Source organism: Pedobacter sp., from assembly GCF_965249885.1.
In the GTDB taxonomy this organism is placed as follows: domain Bacteria; phylum Bacteroidota; class Bacteroidia; order Sphingobacteriales; family Sphingobacteriaceae; genus Pedobacter.
Window position 1 is genome coordinate 4,010,944 of sequence record NZ_OZ252254.1, and the last position, 17,575, is coordinate 4,028,518.

The 17,575-nt window shown below is 38.6% G+C and carries 11 protein-coding genes and 2 tRNA genes; 10 read left to right on the top strand and 3 right to left on the bottom strand.

Annotation, left to right across the window (positions count from 1 at the left end):
* Positions 1 to 55: 55 nt before the first annotated feature.
* From ACY2A0_RS16870 to ACY2A0_RS16880, 3 genes are read right to left on the bottom strand one after another with little or no spacing between them, the layout of a single operon-like run.
* Positions 56 to 226 (bottom strand): type II toxin-antitoxin system antitoxin, encoded by a 171-nt coding sequence (locus ACY2A0_RS16870; RefSeq protein WP_461790549.1) that lies wholly within the window; start codon positions 224 to 226, stop codon positions 56 to 58.
* Entirely contained in the window at positions 216 to 743 is a 528-nt protein-coding gene (locus ACY2A0_RS16875; protein ID WP_461790550.1) for a hypothetical protein, read from the bottom strand. Before ACY2A0_RS16875 ends, ACY2A0_RS16870 begins: the two co-directional genes overlap by 11 nt.
* Positions 743 to 1,600, bottom strand: coding sequence for an SPFH domain-containing protein (locus ACY2A0_RS16880; protein WP_461790551.1), 858 nt, complete (start codon positions 1,598 to 1,600; stop codon positions 743 to 745). Before ACY2A0_RS16880 ends, ACY2A0_RS16875 begins: the two co-directional genes overlap by 1 nt.
* Before the next feature lie 144 nt (positions 1,601 to 1,744).
* Here ACY2A0_RS16880 and ACY2A0_RS16885 point away from each other — a divergent pair, with 144 nt between their 5' ends.
* The 10 genes from ACY2A0_RS16885 to ACY2A0_RS16930 all read left to right on the top strand — a co-directional run bounded on the left by ACY2A0_RS16885 (position 1,745) and on the right by ACY2A0_RS16930 (position 17,528).
* Complete coding sequence (locus ACY2A0_RS16885; RefSeq protein ID WP_461790552.1) at positions 1,745 to 3,820, top strand: HD family phosphohydrolase; 2,076 nt, start codon at positions 1,745 to 1,747, stop codon at positions 3,818 to 3,820.
* Positions 3,821 to 3,887: 67 nt separating this feature from the next.
* Positions 3,888 to 3,974 (top strand) — tRNA-Ser (locus tag ACY2A0_RS16890).
* Positions 3,975 to 3,997: 23 nt separating this feature from the next.
* Positions 3,998 to 4,071: transfer RNA gene (locus tag ACY2A0_RS16895), tRNA-Pro, on the top strand.
* A 548-nt stretch (positions 4,072 to 4,619) separates the two neighbouring features.
* Positions 4,620 to 5,210 carry an RNA polymerase sigma factor gene (locus ACY2A0_RS16900; protein ID WP_461790553.1) on the top strand — a complete coding sequence of 197 codons (591 nt, stop codon included), beginning with the start codon at positions 4,620 to 4,622 and terminating at the stop codon, positions 5,208 to 5,210.
* 130 nt (positions 5,211 to 5,340) lie between these two features.
* Positions 5,341 to 6,519, top strand: a complete 1,179-nt coding sequence (locus ACY2A0_RS16905) for a FecR family protein (protein ID WP_461790554.1) — start codon at positions 5,341 to 5,343, stop codon at positions 6,517 to 6,519.
* Positions 6,520 to 6,707: 188 nt separating this feature from the next.
* A complete protein-coding gene (locus ACY2A0_RS16910; protein ID WP_461790555.1) occupies positions 6,708 to 10,100 on the top strand; it encodes a SusC/RagA family TonB-linked outer membrane protein in 3,393 nt (1,130 codons plus the stop codon).
* A 12-nt stretch (positions 10,101 to 10,112) separates the two neighbouring features.
* The gene (locus ACY2A0_RS16915; protein ID WP_461790556.1) at positions 10,113 to 11,546 is read left to right on the top strand and encodes a SusD/RagB family nutrient-binding outer membrane lipoprotein; all 1,434 of its coding nucleotides are present in this window, start codon (positions 10,113 to 10,115) and stop codon (positions 11,544 to 11,546) included.
* A 12-nt stretch (positions 11,547 to 11,558) separates the two neighbouring features.
* Positions 11,559 to 12,857 carry a DUF5689 domain-containing protein gene (locus tag ACY2A0_RS16920; RefSeq protein ID WP_461790557.1) on the top strand — a complete coding sequence of 433 codons (1,299 nt, stop codon included), beginning with the start codon at positions 11,559 to 11,561 and terminating at the stop codon, positions 12,855 to 12,857.
* A 19-nt stretch (positions 12,858 to 12,876) separates the two neighbouring features.
* Positions 12,877 to 14,244 (top strand): IPT/TIG domain-containing protein, encoded by a 1,368-nt coding sequence (locus tag ACY2A0_RS16925; protein WP_461790558.1) that lies wholly within the window; start codon positions 12,877 to 12,879, stop codon positions 14,242 to 14,244.
* A gap of 356 nt (positions 14,245 to 14,600) precedes the next feature.
* Positions 14,601 to 17,528, top strand: a complete 2,928-nt coding sequence (locus ACY2A0_RS16930) for a phospholipase D-like domain-containing protein (RefSeq protein WP_461790559.1) — start codon at positions 14,601 to 14,603, stop codon at positions 17,526 to 17,528.
* Positions 17,529 to 17,575: the final 47 nt, after the last annotated feature.

Below are 17,575 nucleotides of genomic sequence, written 5' to 3' on the forward strand. Positions count from 1 at the left end.
TTGTGCAAATTAAACCACTTTCTTGAGTGATTATTGCAATTGAATAAGCAAAGCATTAAGCTTCTTTTTTGCCTGCTTTTCTTTTTCTGGCTTTTAAAGCTTCGTTAAGTAAATATTCAATTTGACCATTGGTACTCCTGAATTCATCTGCCGCCCACTGTTCAATTTCTTTCAGTAAAACTGGATTAATTCTAAGTGCAAATGCTTTTTTATCTTTATCTGACATCAGTCTCAATCATTAATAGTTGATGTTTTTGCTTTAGCGTTTCTAAAGATTGGTGAAGTTGTTCTTTTTTTGCCGTGCTAAAAAGCAATTTTTTTCCATTGGTAAGCACAATTTGAAGGCCTGAGTCTCCATCAAATAGGAAGGCCTTGTCGTTCCATTTAAACCAAAGGCGATAACGGAATCCCCATCCGCCATATTCTCCCAAAGCATCATAACTTCTTAAATAGGCCTTTTCAATATCATCCCAAGCAATTTTTTTAGTTCTAGAGAAAGGCCAATATTTGTAAATAATACCGTTGTTATCGATGTAGAGCAGCAAGTAATTCTGGTTAATGAAATAAACCAAAAGGAATATAAAAACAACTACAATAATAGGTAGATAATAGATTTGTTGGAGTTCCGATAAGCTCATGCCAGTATCGCCCAAAAAACTAGTACTTAAAATAATGATGGCCTGTATACCAAATAGGATATACAGCCACCACAAGTTGAGTTTTTGTTTCTCTTCGAATATCATTAGTTGTATAAAGTTCCGGCGTTAACCACTGGCTGCGCATTTCTATCGCCACATAGAACTACCAACAAGTTACTTACCATAGCGGCCTTTCTTTCTTCGTCAAGCTGTACAATTTCCTTTTCCGATAAACGCTCCAATGCCATTTCTACCATGCCAACTGCACCTTCTACAATTAGCTTTCTAGCTGCAATAACCGCTGCTGCTTGCTGACGTTGAAGCATTGCGCTGGCAATTTCCTGCGCATAAGCCAAATGAGAAATTCTCGCTTCTATCACATCAATTCCAGCTCTCGAAAGACGTTCGTTAAGTTCTTCCTCCAATAGTGAATTTACTTTTTCAGCACCATCTTTTAATGTAATTTGGGCATTTTCATCCTCCAAACTATCATAGGCAAAGCTGTTGGCTAAATGCCTAACGGCAGCTTCACTTTGTACATTCACGTATTGTAAGTAATCTTCTACAGCAAAGCTGGCCTTTGCAGTTTCGTTAACCTGCCAAACAATAACAGCAGCAATTTCTATCGGGTTGCCCATCTTATCGTTCACTTTAAGCTGCTGGCCGTTCAAGTTTCTTGCTCGTAGCGATAATTTTTTCTTTGTAGTAAGCGGGTTCACCCAAAAGAAACCATCTGATTTAACTGTTCCAACGTATTTTCCAAACAAGGTCAATACTTTCGATTCATTTGGATTTACGATAATCAACCCCGGCAAAACGAGTACAAAATCAAGTGTTAGTAGGATGGAACCAATAGCAAATTGTTTGATTGCCAAAAGATATATGCCTGCGATAAGCAATACAATGGTAATGGCTAATGTTAGATAGCCTGAAGGCGGTTTGATAATTTTTTCTGTTTGCATAATGATATTATTTTGATATCAATTTTAAGAAGAAATTTTTAGATATCCAATAGTTTGTAGGATAAATTTTAACTGGCAAATTTCAGCTTCTAGGCTATTGCCGAAATAAATGTTAATTTTGAAAGAAACTAATGTAGATTACAATTGGCAAAGATTAAAAAGAACTCACACAAGATACTGTATCGCAAATATTCATCGAACTTTAAATATGTGATGATGGTAGTTTGCGTACTAGTCATTACACTTTATTTACCAAAGCAGCCGCGGTTCCGCTACGAATTTGAAAAAGGCAAAACTTGGTTAAATAAAGATTTGGTTTCTCCTTTTAGTTTTGCCATTTTAAAAACACCACAACAAATTGCTGCTGATAAAAAGCTAGTCATAGACAATATTCTTCCGATCTATCAATATAATGAGGATGTTTTTAAAGATCAGAGCGAGGCGTATTTAAGTGAATTTGATGTAAAATGGAAGTCGAATACGTTAAATGATGCCGAAAAGGAAGCCAACCGTCAACGTTCGTTAGACATCCTTAAAATAGTTTATAGTAAAGGTATCATTGATGTAAATCCTAAGCATCAAAAGAAAGAAAGATATTATGATTTTTCTCTGTTAAAGAATAACGTTTCTACCAAAGTAAATTCGCAAGATGTTTTTACGGTGCAAAGTGCGCTGACTTTTCTGAAGGAGAATTTTAAATCCGATAACGAAGGAATAAAGAAAACAGTGTTCGACCTAGCTGAGAGCCACATTAAGCCCAATATCAAATTTGATGAAGCGCTAACTGCCACTGTGCAAACCAATGCCTTAAAAAGTATCTCAACAACGAAAGGTATGGTGCAAAAAGGAGAGCTTATTGTGGCTAACGAAACGGTGATTGACGAGGAAGTGTACCAAAAGTTAGTGTCATTTAGGGAAACGTATGATGCGCAAACCAAAACCGTGGGAGATGATAAGCTGGTGTTTTTTGGTCAAGTTTTGTTGGTTGGGTTTATTGTTACGTTATTAATGGTATTCTTATTTCTTTTTAGGAAGGATATTTACGCAGATAACCGACAGCTGTCGCTACTTATTTTGGTGATTACTTCCATGTTGCTGGTGCTTACTTGGGCAATTAAGTTCAATCTTTCAAACTTATATCTCATTCCGTTTTGTATCGTTCCAATTATTATCCGCATTTTATTTGACACCCGCTTGGCGCTGAATCTACATTTGTTGGTGATTTTAATTGCTGGCTTTTTTGTGCCTAATAGTTTCGAATTTGTGTTTTATCAAACCACAGCGGGTATGGTTGCCATTTATAGCATTAAAAATTTGGTTAAGCGAGAGCAGCTGTTGATCTCTGCAGCGTTTATTTTAAGCGCTTATTTTATTTCTTTCTTAGGTATCACCTTATTAAGGGAAGGATCCTTAACGGATATAGAATGGATCAACTTTTTACCTTTTGTTTTCAGCGTGTTGCTTTCGTTGTTGGCTTATCCTTTAATTTATGCTTTTGAGAGAGTATTTGGCATTACTTCAGATGTTGCACTTATAGAGCTAACGAATACGAACAACAAATTGCTTAGAGAGTTGGCATTTAAAGCGCCAGGTACTTTTCAGCATTCCCTTCAGGTGGCTAATTTGGCTGAGGCTGCAATTTTCAAGATAGGTGGAAATGCATTATTGGTAAGGGCGGGTGCTTTGTATCATGATATTGGGAAGATGGAAAACCCGCAGTACTTCATCGAAAATCAAACTGGGGTTAGTCCCCACGATAAAATGCCTTACGAACAAAGTGCACAGGTCATTATCCGCCATGTACATAAAGGCATTGAAATCACAAGAAAAAACAAGCTTCCAGAGTCGGTGATCGATTTTATAAGAACGCACCACGGTAACACCAGGGTAGATTATTTCTATCAATCTTTCCTTAAGAATTCTCCCGAAAAGTTCATTGATGAAAATATTTTTCGTTATCCTGGGCCTATACCTTTTTCTAAAGAAACTGGCGTTTTAATGTTGGCGGATTCCGTTGAAGCGGCATCAAGAAGCTTAAAAAATCCGGATGCTCAAAGCATAAATGACCTTGTTGAACGCATCATTGATTATAAATTAGAACAAAATCAGTTAGATAATTGCGATTTAACGCTAAAAGATTTAGAAACTATCAAGTTGATATTCAAGACGATGCTGATGAGTATTTATCACGTTCGAATAGATTATCCAAAAACAGTGTAATTTTTTTTTGCAAACATCAATGAATTGCTATATTTGCAACCTCGAAACGCAGCAATGCTGATCGAAAGGAGAGGTGCCTGAGAGGCCGAAAGGAACAGTTTGCTAAACTGTCGTACTGGTAACGGTACCGCGGGTTCGAATCCCGCCCTCTCCGCAAAACAAAGGTGATACCACCATCGGGGTGTAGCGTAGCCCGGTATCGCGCCACATTTGGGATGTGGAGGTCGTAGGTTCGAATCCTGCCACCCCGACTAATAAAGTAAGAACCCTTCGGAATTTTTTCAGAAGGGTTTTTTTATTTTGGGATATTGATAACGCCGATTAAATATCTTGCAGTGTGAGCCAAGGGTCAATCACCAGAACCTAGCTTATTCAATATTCCACGTGCGCATTAGCATGCTGTCTTTGCTGCTAAACCGCAACCAAGTCATTTTGCATAACTTCACTACCTTTTCTCTTTCGAGCCTTAATTGTAAACAAACAACACGCTGCTGTTAGAAATTGGATCGCGTTTCATTTGATAGGTATGTCTATCTAAATTCATACGCATCTTTATGGAAGGTTGCCTGTGCGTTTTGCCTACAATGCTGTAAAGAACTTTGTACCATAATATGTATTTAACGTTTTCTTAATATCTCATTTGCTCTTTTGCGATCAGGAATTCAAATTTTTCGTAATCATATTATTTTAGACGATGATTGATTTGTAACCTTGTTTCTTTTTGTTACTTTTACTAAGTCGGTTTTGTGTTTTAATGAAAGCAAACGAAATACCGAGTAAATAATGTTGTTGTCATCAGATGCATCCATTTCTTAAATTAAGTGCAGCACAGCTAAGCGAATTTCGTGAAGGAAATGAAGCTGCTTTTAAAGAAATTTATGTGCTATACAGTTCAAAGATTTACGCTTTTGCATATAGTTTTTTGAAGGATCACATGCAGTGCGAGGAGATTGTTCAGGAAACGTTTCTTTCGCTCTGGGAAAATCGACGAAAATTTGATGGCGACAGAGCTTTAGAACCCTATCTTTTTACAATTGCGAAACGTCAAATTGTAGATCAATTAAGGAAAGTTGTAAGTTCGAAAAAACTTAGAGAAAACTTGTTGACCAGCATAGCAGCTCAACATAATGATACAGAAAATGAGGTCATTTTTGCCGATATGTTATCATTTGCGGATAAAGCAATCAGCGAATTGCCCAAGCAGCAACAACTCGTTTTTAAATTAAGTCGTGTCGAAGGTCTTTCATACGATGAAATCGCAGAACGTCTGGGCCTGTCCAGAAATACAGTAAAAAATCATCTTATTGTAGCAGTTAAAAAATTAAAGACTTGTTTTGATAATCAAGAGATTATTTTTTTGCTATATATCTTCAGTATGTTTTTTTATTAAATTATTTATCTGTTTATCAGTGTTTTGCGATTTTTTATTAAAAAAATAGAAATTAGACTAGTCCTAAGCTTCCCTATAAACGTATTCCTTGTATGACGCTGCAATTTGCAACGTAAAAACCAAATCAAACTTGAAAAATAATAGACTGCAATTTCTTTTACAATTGCTGGTTGATAATAAAATTAACGAACGAGAACTTGAAGAACTCGCAAGTTTAATGCAGCAACCTGACAATGACGAAATAATTGATGCCGAGTTAAAGAATACTTGGGAAAATGTTAGTTCGTCGGCAAAAATAGACGATACTTCATATCATAACATTACTAATCATCCGCGTTTTAAAAAATCAATAGCCGATGGTTCGGTAAATACAAGAAATATTCGTTTACATAATAAATGGTATTACGTTGCCGCTACAGTATTGTTAAGCTGTGGTATTGGCTTGGCCATTTATCTGTTTTCAAATGCTAATAAGCCTCAAATTCAGCTTGCAAATCAAGTTGCTCCAACTGCACAAATAGATAATCACGTTACATTAACGCTTTCCAGCGGTAAGAAGGTTGCTTTAGAGGAAGTTGCGTTGGGGAAAGTTGGTACAGACGACAACATCATCATAACTAAAAATAAAGAAGGACAATTAGTTTATGACCTCAGCAAAGCTATTGATGATGGCGCATTGGCCTATAACACCATTTCAACTCCTGTTGGTAGTAATTATCAAGTCGTGTTATCCGATGGTACAAAGGTTTGGCTTAATGCTAAAACTACACTGAAATTTCCAGCGGTTTTTAAGGGCGCAAATAGGCAGGTTGAACTTTCCGGCGAAGCTTATTTTGAAGTTGCACATAACGAGAAACAACCATTTCTGTTAACGGCGAAAGGCATGACCGTGCAAGTGTTAGGTACGCACTTTAACGTTTCCGCTTATAACGATGACCAGTTAGTTAAAGCTAGTTTGCTAGAAGGGTCGATCAAAGCAAATCATCAAGCTAAAAGTTTATTACTTCTACCTGGGCAGCAGGCTGTGTTAAGTGAAAGTAAATTGAGCCAAAATGGCTTTAACGAAGACGATGTGATGGCTTGGAGAAGCGGCTATTTTATCTTTAGGAATGAACCTATTCAAGAAATTATGAAAGAAATAAGCCGTTGGTACCACATAGAAGTGGATTATCAAGGGGACTTAACCAAAGAAGAATTTGGTGGGAAATATCTGAAAAGTAGCTCGCTTAAAGAATTGTTGAGCAGCTTAGAATTAACGGGAACGGTGAAATTTAAAATGGAAGGAAGGAGGGTAACCGTAATGCAATAATCATTAAAAACGGTTACAAAAAAAATCGAGAGAGCTTGGACCCTCTCCCGATTGTGAAGCAAATGCTTCGAGGTAACTAAACTGAAACGAGAAGAGACAGATTAATTAAACCCGTATTTCAAATGTATAAAAATTATACTTCTTTACTACGTAGAGTTTTCTACGTGCCCAAAAAAATATTGCTCGTAATGAAACTCCTACTTGTTTTATTGACTGCCATTGGCTTACAATTGGCCAGTGCAAATTCATTTGCACAAATAACCCTAAACAAAACCAACACTAAACTAGAAGTAATACTCGCCGAGTTAGAAAAGCAAACAGGTTATAATTTCATTTATAATTCTGGTATGATCTCCAAGATTAATAACATTAATGTATCGGTAAAAAATGTCAGTTTGATTGAGGCTTTAAATAAAGCTTTAGAGAACCAGCCGTTAAGCTTTACATTAAACGGAAATACGGTAGTTATCGTAGAAAGAAAACAAAATCAAAAGCAAATACGCATAACAGGAACCGTAGTTGATAAGGATAATTTAGGTATTCCGAATGTTTCTGTCACTATAAAAGGTACAAAGGTAGTAGAGCTCACCAATATGGATGGAAAATTTAGCATTAATGTGCCAAATGGAAATGCAGTTTTGGTATTTACTTTCTTAGGTTTTCAAACCACGGAAGTAACTGTGGGTAATCAAACTACCCTAAAAGTGCAGCTAAAGGAAAATGTAGAGGCTTTGAATGAGGTGGTGGTGACCGCATTAGGTATTAAAAGAGAGGAAAAATCCTTAGGTTATTCGGTTACGCAGGTTAAAGGAGAGGAGCTGACAGATGCTTTGTCAAACAACTGGACAGATGCCCTAATTGGAAAAGTAGCAGGTTTGAATATGATCAAATCTGGAGGTGGCCCAGCTGGTTCCAACAAAATTATTTTAAGGGGAGAAAGTTCGCTAAGTGGCGATAACTCTGCACTTATTGTTGTTGATGGTGTGGTGGTGAGTTCTAAAATTTCGGAAGGTAACGGCGCTTATTTAGGGAGTGAAAATCCAGTGGATCATGGTAATGGAATAAGTGATCTGAACCCGGAAGATATTGAAAGTGTATCAGTACTAAAGGGACCGGGCGCAGCTGCGTTATATGGTTCAAGAGGATCAAACGGGGCTATCATCATCACTACCAAGTCGGGAAAAGAAAGTCAAAAGGGGCTAGGTATTTCCTTTAATTCAAACGCAGTTTTTGGTACAATAAACCGTTGGCCAGATTTTCAGTACGAATACGGTCAAGGCGCCATTGGTAGCGATGCATATTATTCATGGGGAGCTACAGAAGACGGTGCAAATACTAAAAACACCGGTGGCGCTTGGGGGCCAAAGTTCGATGGTCAAGAGTATTATCAGTGGGATCCAAATTTGTTAAATAGGGGTACGGAAAGAACGCCTTGGGTGCCTTACAAAAACAACAGGAAAGATTATTTCGAAGTGTCTCAAACTTATACCAATAGTTTGTCGGTAAGTGGCGGCAATGCCAAAACAACAGCACGCTTAAGTTTCACCAACTTAAATAACAAGTGGATTGTGCCTAACACAGGTTACAATAGAAACACCATTGCTTTAAATGTATCGCAAAAAGTAAACGATAAGTTGATGATATCAACAAAGTTGAGCTACAATAACAAATACAGCGATAATTTACCTTCTACCGGTTACAATAATCAGACAGTAATGTACAGTATGATTGGTTTAGTGCCAAATGCAGACATCAATTGGTACAAACAATATTGGATTCCTGGTAGCGAAGGACTAAAGCAAATCAGACCTTTTGCTAATGGCTTAGATAATGTGTATTTGGCTGTTTACGAAATGTTGAACAAAAGCAACAGAAACCAACTGATTGGTACCATTAGCGCTAATTATGAGTTTACGAAAAACCTCAACCTGATGGTTAGAAGTTCGATAGATTGGGCAGCAGACAGTAGAGCCCAACAAAAGCCGAAAGATGCCGCCAGATTTCCAGAAGGCATGTTCCGCACACAAGATATCGATCAAAAGGAGACCAATACAGATTTCTTGCTGAACTACAAACATAAGATCGGAAGAGATATTGAAGCTTCTTATTCGGGAGGCGGATCTTTGATGATCAATAAATACAAAATGGTATCGTTAAGTGCCGACAGGCTAAGGTATCCAGGTATCTATACTTTTGCCAACGTACAAGATAGGGTAGAAGCCAATTCGAAAACTACCGAGTATGCCGTAAATAGTTTATATGGTTTAGCGCAGTTTGCCTATAAAAACTATCTCTTTTTAGATATCACGGGCCGTAATGACTGGGCATCGGTACTAGCCTCAGAATTTTCTACAGAAAACGTTTCGTTTTTTTATCCTTCAGTTAATTTAAGTGGTTTGGTGTCGGAAATGTTTAGCCTGCCAAAAGCGATTTCGTTCTTTAAATTAAGAGCATCTTGGTCGCAGGTTGGCGGTGGTGGAGTAACCCCTTACTTAACAGGATATAATTATATCTCAAAGGCAGCTTACTCATCAGGTATGGCTAACCCAACTTTTATTGCTAACGAAGATTTGCAAAATGAATTATCAAGCACCTTGGAGTTTGGTACGGACATTCGCTTGTTTAAAAGTAGGTTAGGCTTAGATGTAACTTATTACAGAAGTAACATCAAAAATCAGATTTTAAATGTGCCACTAGATAGAGCTACAGGTTACAATTATAGTGTAATGAATTCTGGTTTGGTGCAAAATAAAGGAGTAGAGGTTGCCTTAAACGGCGTGCCGCTTAAATCAGTAAAAGGTTTGAATTGGGACGTGTCGGTAACCTTTGCTGCCAACAGAAATAAAATTGTTTCCCTTGCAGACAGCGTTGACAATTACGTGATGCAAACTGGACCACGAGGTTCAATGGAAGCTAGGGTTGGTGGCCGCATGGGCGATTTGTACGGCTTAGGCTATTCTCGTAGTCCCGACGGACAAATCATCTACAACTCCCAAGGTTATCCGGTGTTAACCGAAGAAGCATTTTATTTAGGTAGAGCTACGCCAGATTTTAACTGGGGTGTGGTGAATAATTTCCGCTACAAGCAGTGGCGCTTAAAAGTTTTGGTTGATGGTCAATACGGTGCTGTTGCCTATTCGCACACCCATGCGGCGGCCTCGGTGGCGGGTAAATTAACCAACAGCTTACCCGGAAGATACACGGGTATTATTGGTAAAGGCGTACAACGTAATGCCGATGGAACTTTTAGACCAAACGATGTAGTAGCAGAAGAGATAGGGACTTATTATAACGAGCATTTTAAGGCGGATAACGTAGAAGCTAATACCTTCAGTACCGATTTTATCAAATTGAGAGAGCTGAGGTTGGATTATACCTTCAATCCCAAATTCTTGAAGAAAATCAAATTTCAAAAGGCTGTAGTCGGTGTTTACGGTCGGGATCTTTTCGTTTGGAGCGATTGGCCAGCTTATGATCCAGAGTTTGGAACCTTGGGCAATAGTGATATCCAAAGGGGCTTTGAGGTAGGGCAGTTTCCTTCTACCAGAAATTTTGGCGTAAACCTTTCATTTACCTTTTAACGAGCATTAGTGATGAAAAAAATTATAGCAGCATTAGCCATTACCGCAAGTTTAGTTTCTTGTACCAAAGATTTTAGTGAACTAAATACAAGCAAAGATGGCGCAAAATTTACCACTCCAGAAACTTTATTGGGACCGGCAGTACACGATGTACTGAAGAGGAATCTCAACCGATGTTTAAGGTTAACACACGAATTGATGCAGGTGCATGTTACCCTAAACGACGGCGACGAGATCCATCGTTACGTGATAAGACCACTGGAATCTGATTACATGTGGAACAACTGGTACTTGCAACTAACCAACATCAGAGATATTTATAAAGGCGGAGATGCCATCAATAGCAATGCTTTTATGGGTATTTCTTTGGTGTTAGATGCCTGGGTATCTTCTTTAATTACCGATGTGTATGGCGATGTACCTTATTTTGACGCCACCAAAGGAAGAGAAGGCATTTTACAACCTCGTTTTGATAAGCAGAGGGACATTTACGAAGACTTGTTTAAAAAGTTGGAGCAAGCTAATGAATTGTTCAAAGTAGCGTCACTGACAGAAACCGAAGCTAAATTAGATCCGATTTACGCCGGCGATTTAGCAAAATGGAGAAAGTTCGGTAATAGTCTTTATTTAAGATTGTTATTAAGGGCTTCAGGCACTGGCGAACTTAATATTGCTAACAAAATTGCGGAAGTAGTGGATACTAAAAAAACTAATTATCCGATTTTCACAAGCAATAGCGACTCTGCCATTTTAAAATTTCAAACTACGGCGCCTTACTTATCGGAATTTGCGGAGTACCGCGATTTAGATTTTTGGGTGAACAATAGTTTGGGCGAATTTTTTATTGATAACCTTAACGAGTGGAACGATCCACGCCGCGACAAATGGGCCACTAAAAAAGACAATGCATTTGTGGGTATACAAAGCGGCTATCCAGTGGGACAAATTCCTGCACCGCAATCGCAGTATAATAAGAGTTTGATGACAGAGCCACTTTTGGGTAACATCATTAATTACCCAGAGCTGCAGTTCATTTTGGCCGAATGTGCTTTAAAAGGTTACATTCCTGCTGGCGACCCCAAAGCGTATTACGAAGCAGGTGTAACCGCTGCCATAACTATGTGGGGGCTTACGGTGCCTACTGGTTACTTAACCGATTCCAGCGCTCAATGGTATAGCAACGATGATAATGATTTGAAACTGCAAAAGATCATGCTGCAGAAGTACTATACGCTATTCTTTACTGATTTCCAATCTTGGATAGAACATCGCAGAACTGGCTTCCCGAAATTACCGCAAGGTTTTGGATTACAAAATGATCGTATCATGCCAACTCGCTTAAAATATCCAGTAAATGTACAAAGGGTAAACCAGCAAAATTATCTGGCGGCGGTAGCAAATATGGGTGCCGACGATATGAAAACTAAAGTGTGGTGGAACAAATAGGTTAAATTGAAAATGAAAAATAACATAAAAATATATTTAGCAATAGCCTTAGCAACGCTGTTTATGGCATCGTGTAAAAAGAACGAAAACGAAGCTGTTGGTACGGTAAGTCCAGTAGTGGGTATTGGTTTCGTTAAGGCATTGCACAATGGCGATGACATCAACCTTGTTAAAGAAAAACTCATGAATGCTACCCAAATAGCGGGTATAGTAATTTCGGATAGAAACAGTGGTAATTTCGATCCCAAAGAGTTTGTCTTACAAAACACTAACAAGGGCGTTACAGCTGGTTTAGTAATTAAACTTAACGATGCAAACACCACAATCAACTATGGAGATTCTGTAAAAGTTGAAATTGAAAACTGCGTATTAACAAGGGAAAGTGGTGTGATGAAGATTAAAGGAGGCAATTTAAATCTATCAAAAGTAACCAAGGTTTCTTCAAATCATACGCTTAAGCCTATCGTGTTAACGCCAACACAATTGTTTTCGCAGTTTTATACAAGAGAAAGTACGTTAATTCAGTTAAATAATGTTACCATTCCTGACTTAGTTGGAGGCGAGGTTTTTGGAGGTGAATACAGGTTAAGTGAAAATCTTAGCATCTCTTTGTTCTTAAGTACAAGCGCCAATGCCAATTTTGCTCAAAGTTTTGTGCCAATGGTAGCTTCTTTTATCGGGATTCCCACGTATTACAACGCTACCTCCAATTATTACAATACGGCAAAATTGCTTTTTAAAATGCCTAATGAAAAAGCAGTATTTAATCAAACTGGATCGGTGTATTTAAATTTTCCAGAAGATTTTGAATTGGCACCAGCAAGTGCTAAATCACAATTTTTGATGCCGGCAATAAATAACAAAGTAACGTTTAAAACTGGAACTTGGCGACTTTATCAAGCTGTAATTGGCGATCGGGTTAATCTCGATAAATTCAATCCTTTAGGTAAACAGGCAATTAGGCTGCAAGAGCAACTAACCGAGGCTGCTTATTTAGAAATGGATTTTGATTTACCTAACGGTGCGTCGCAATTGACATTTTCTTATGCCGCGGCCACACCTCAATCTGGAACTGCAGTAGCAAGTAGTTTTAAACTAGAGTATTCTCAGGATGGTGGTCTCACTTGGTTGCAAACTGGCGAAACCCTTACTAGCGATGCAGTGCTTGCAAAGGAAGCATCGTTTGCATTAAATCTTCGCGGAGCAGTTAGGTTTAGAATTAATAAGCTAGGCTTAGGACCTAATGGCGCAGTGGTGAAAAATGGTTTACTAAACATAGATGATTTTAAAGTTTATCAAAATGTCGATTAACACTATTAATTCTTTACACATGAAAAAGATATTATATATTTTGCTGGCCTTTGCCTTGGTAATTGCTGCCTGTAAAAAAAGCGAATCGGATAGCGCACCTACTAATCCTTCTATTTCAAGTATTGTGCCTGCGGTGGCAATGGCCAATCAAAATGTAACGATCAAGGGTAAACGTTTTTCAACAACACCAGCGGAAAACATTATTAAGTTTTCTGGCGTTACCGCTGAAATAGTTTCGGCAACCGACAGTGAACTGACGGTAGTAGTGCCAGCAAATGGCAGTACTGGAAATGTAACTATTACCGTGAATGGTAAAACCTCTAAAGGGCCAATATTTACCTACGGAGCAGCAGATGCCGCCGCTGATTTCGAATACGTCACCTCAACTTACGCAGGTTCGGGTATTTCTGGTAATACCTTAGGACCATTGTTAGATGCACAGTTTAGTACCTTGGAAGGAGTAGCCCTTGATGAAAGTACTGGAGATTTAATTCTGGCGGATAGGGGAAATCAAATCATCAAAAGAATTAAGAAAAACGGCACGCAGGTAGAGTTGGTTTCTGGAATTAAGGGAGCTGGTACCGTAAATGGGACCTTGGACGTCGCTAAGTTTAACAATCCGTACAAAGTTGCGGTTGATAAAGTAGGCATCATTTACGCGGTAGATAACGGTGGGGCAAGAATTAGAAAAATTGACGTAGCAGCAAACTTGGTTTCTACGTTTGCAGGCCCAACAGGCGCTACGGTAACTACCGGATTTCTTGACGGAGCCAGTACTGCTGCCAGATTTAACGTGCCAATTGATGCAGTAGTGGATAACAGCGGTAACGTGTACGTGGCAGATGCCAATAACAGTGCCATCAGAAAAATCAAGCCTGACGGTACCGTAACTACGTTAGTAGGCGCTGGTCCTTCCCAAAATGCGCTAATCGATGGTTTTTGGCCAAATGTAAGGTTAAATAGACCTTCGGGCATCTGTTTAGACAGAGATGGGATGTTGTTAGTGGCCGATAGGTATAACAATGCTATTCGAAAAATAAATCCAAATACAGGTAAAACCACCACTATTGCAGGTACAGGTGCCGCTGGATTTAAAGATGATGAGGCATTAAAAGCGACATTTAACCATCCGTTTGGCATACATGCAGATAAGCATAACAATATTTATGTTACCGAGTTGAACAATAGTTCTGTGAGAATGATCACACCACAAGGAAGTGTAATTACTATTGCCGGTAATGGTGTTGTTGGCTTTGCGGAAGGTAAACCGGGAGTTTCACAATTCAACAATCCAACAGATGTTACGGTAGATGACGATGGCAATATCTTCATTGCTGACATGAGCAACAATCGCATTAGGAAAATTGTAAAAGTGAAGAAACCTTAATGCTACCAAATTACTGGGAGCTGATGAAGTAGACTCCCAGTAATCAATCCACTACTGAATTATAAGTGAATTAAAGTGAGTTAGAAAATTTGTCGTAAGATATGATTTTAAAAAAGCGACCTACAAACTGATGTTGAAATGAATCAGCATGACGAACCGCCCGTAACACATTTAATTTATTTCGAGGTCGTTAAAGGGAATTAACACCGCTAATTCACGTAAGTTGATGTTTCCCTACTCGGAAAACTGGGACTGCTTTGCCTAAAAAACTTTTAAAAAAACAAAACTAAAACCAATTGCATGGCTTTTTGCCGCTTCGTAAGTGCAAAGGTCATGCATAGTTAAACAAACGTTATATGAAAAAACTTTTACTAAGAATTAACGGGTTTTTGCTCTTAGCGGTACTTATACTCTTTGGTATAGAAAGTACGGCACAGGTGAGCATCTCTTTCCCGGAAGCAGTATTTACCGATGTGCCAACCATTGCCAAAGGTGGATCATCGCCAACAATTATGAATAGGTTGATTGCCTTGGTAGATAATACGCCTGCCGGTCAAAGTATTCACATGTCTATTTATATGATTACCTATCAGCCTCTAATGGATGCTTTAAAAAATGCTGAAACTAGGGGTGTTAATCTACATATCATCGTAGATATGAGTAGATCAGATCCGCAGACAACCAATGCTACTTCTTTGCCTTGGCTCCAAGCTAATCTCACCAACTCAGAGATCGTAGTCACAACCAACGACGTAAGTTCAAATGCAATCAATCACCATAAACATGTGTTATTTTCGGGGATAACTACAACAACTGGATTGGTTGCTAATGTTACTTTTCAAACTTCCCATAATTTCACTACTTCAGATATGGGTAAAATTCAAGATGCGCTTATCTTTAATGAAGCTGATATTTACCAAGCTTTTTTAAGTAATTGGAATGTGATGAAACAGTATGCAGCCTCGGGAATGCGTCTAAATTTTACCTACACTGCACATGATTTTCCTAGTATCAATACCAAATTGGCATTTTTTCCTCGGATAGTTGCTGGCGTACATGATGGCAATGACAATATTTTGGAAAGCTTGAATGCTATTACGGATGTTGCCAATGCAAAAATTAGAGTAGCCATGTCGGATTGGACAGATTCCCGCCCAGCTATCGTTGATAAATTAATCGCTCTGCGTAACCAAGGTGCAACTATCGAAGTTTTTGCTAAAGATGCTGCTGGTACACAAACAAAAGCCAAGCTCAACCAACTGAAAGCTTTAGGAGCTACAGTTCGTATTTTTAATCTTTCTATCGATGGTCAGGCGGTGTTTAACATCCACGCTAAAATGATGCTAATTGAAGGTACTTGGAATGGGCAATCGAATGCGAAGGTTATCATAACTGGAACACATAACTATACCGATGGTGCATTAAAAACCAACAATGAAGTTTTAGTAACCTTGATTAATTCACCGCTGTTTAGTGCGTATGATACTTACTTCAGTGCTTTCAATACCGTTACGCCAACGCTGCAATTGCTTGCTTGGAATTTCAATACCTTAAACACTACGGGATCCGAGGCAAGTTTCCTATCTACAACTACCACTGGTGGTTTATTTAATGCTACTTTACTGAGAGGAACAGGATTTAAAGCCAATGGTTTATCAAAAGGCTTGGGCGCTGTGAAAGACCAAGTTAAAAATCCCACTATGAGCACTACTAAAGCTATGGCTATTTCAAACGAAGATTATTTCGAATTTGAGGTAAACACTAAGCCTGGCAAAAAGGTGGCATTAAACAGTCTAGAATATGTAGTTAGAAGATCATCAACTGCGGCGCCAAAAACAGGAGCATGGATGTATGTAGTGGAAGAAAATGGAGTTAAAGGTGCGCCAGTGGCAATCACTACAACAGATATTACTTTTACCAACGGACCAACATTAAGTAATGGATTTCAACAAGCACCAATTGATTTGTCGCAGATTGCAGCACTACAAAATATAGGATTTAGTAAGAAAGTGTATTTACGTCTGTATTTCTGGGGAGCAACCACAGTAACATCAACTTTTGGCTTAGGGCCTTACGGTGTGAATAATAGCAATAGTGTTGTACTAAATGGCGATGTATTAGAAGACGAACTAAGTAATGAGAAAGTATTGTTGGGCTGGCAGTTTGCAACTTCTAACAGCGGCGGCAATGCAGCCGGTAACGAGCTAAGCTATGATGCTACTACCACTATTGGCATGGAAAGTACATCCATAGCGAGGGGAGCAGGTTTAAAAGAATACGAATTAGTAAGAGGTTTTTCTTCAATTCCACAAGTATTAACGCCAGACAAACAGGCAGCTATTGACGGCAACAGCTACCTCGAATTTAAAGTGAAACCCAAAGCAAATTACACTTTGGCCTTAACTAACTTATATGCTAAAATGAGAAGAAGTTCTAACGGTGGAGCGAAATCTTCATTCAGATGGATGTACAGTTTAGATGGAACTAATTTTACTCCACTAGGCAGTGCTGACGATGAATTCGTGAATAATTACACCGAAGGATTGGATCAGCCAAGCGTGAGCTTGTCGGGCGTTACCGCATTACAGCAGTTGCAAAGCAATCAAGAAGTTACTTTCAGACTATACGTTTGGGGTTTTACCGCTGGGGTGGGAACGGGCACTTTTGCCATTGGCAGGTCTAAAAATGGTTATGATGACGCCTTGTTTATTACTGGAACTTCAACTTACGTTGCTCCATTACCTGTGGTACTCACAAAATTTGAAGCGAAAAAAAGCTTTAATTCGGTGCTAATCAATTGGTCAACGGCCACTGAAAAAGACAATTCACATTTCGAAGTGATAAAATCTGCCGATGGAAAAAATTGGAAAGCTGTGGCTAGTGTGAATGGGGCAGGAAATAGCAATCAGTTAAATCACTATAATGCAGTAGATAAAATGCCTTATGCCGGAATTAATTATTACCAGCTTAAACAAGTTGATTTTGATGGAGGTAGCTCATCTTCGGAGATGAAAGTAGTTGATTTTAAAGTAGATGAATTTACAAAGCTCTCGGCAAACTATAGCTCATCATTATTGACGATAAGTGTTCAAGCTGCAACCAAAGGAAATGCAAATCTTGCTTTGTACGATATTGGTGGAAAGAAAATGGTTACTCTACAGCACACTTTAGTAAATGGTAGCAATAGCATTTCAATCCCTGTTAATTTACAAAATGGAATATATGTTTTAATGATGAACACTGGCGTTTCAAAAGAAGCCGTTAAATTGCTAGTTCGGAATTAAAAGTGGAAATAATTGGTTAACGATGTTAACACGTTCTCAGGCAGAAG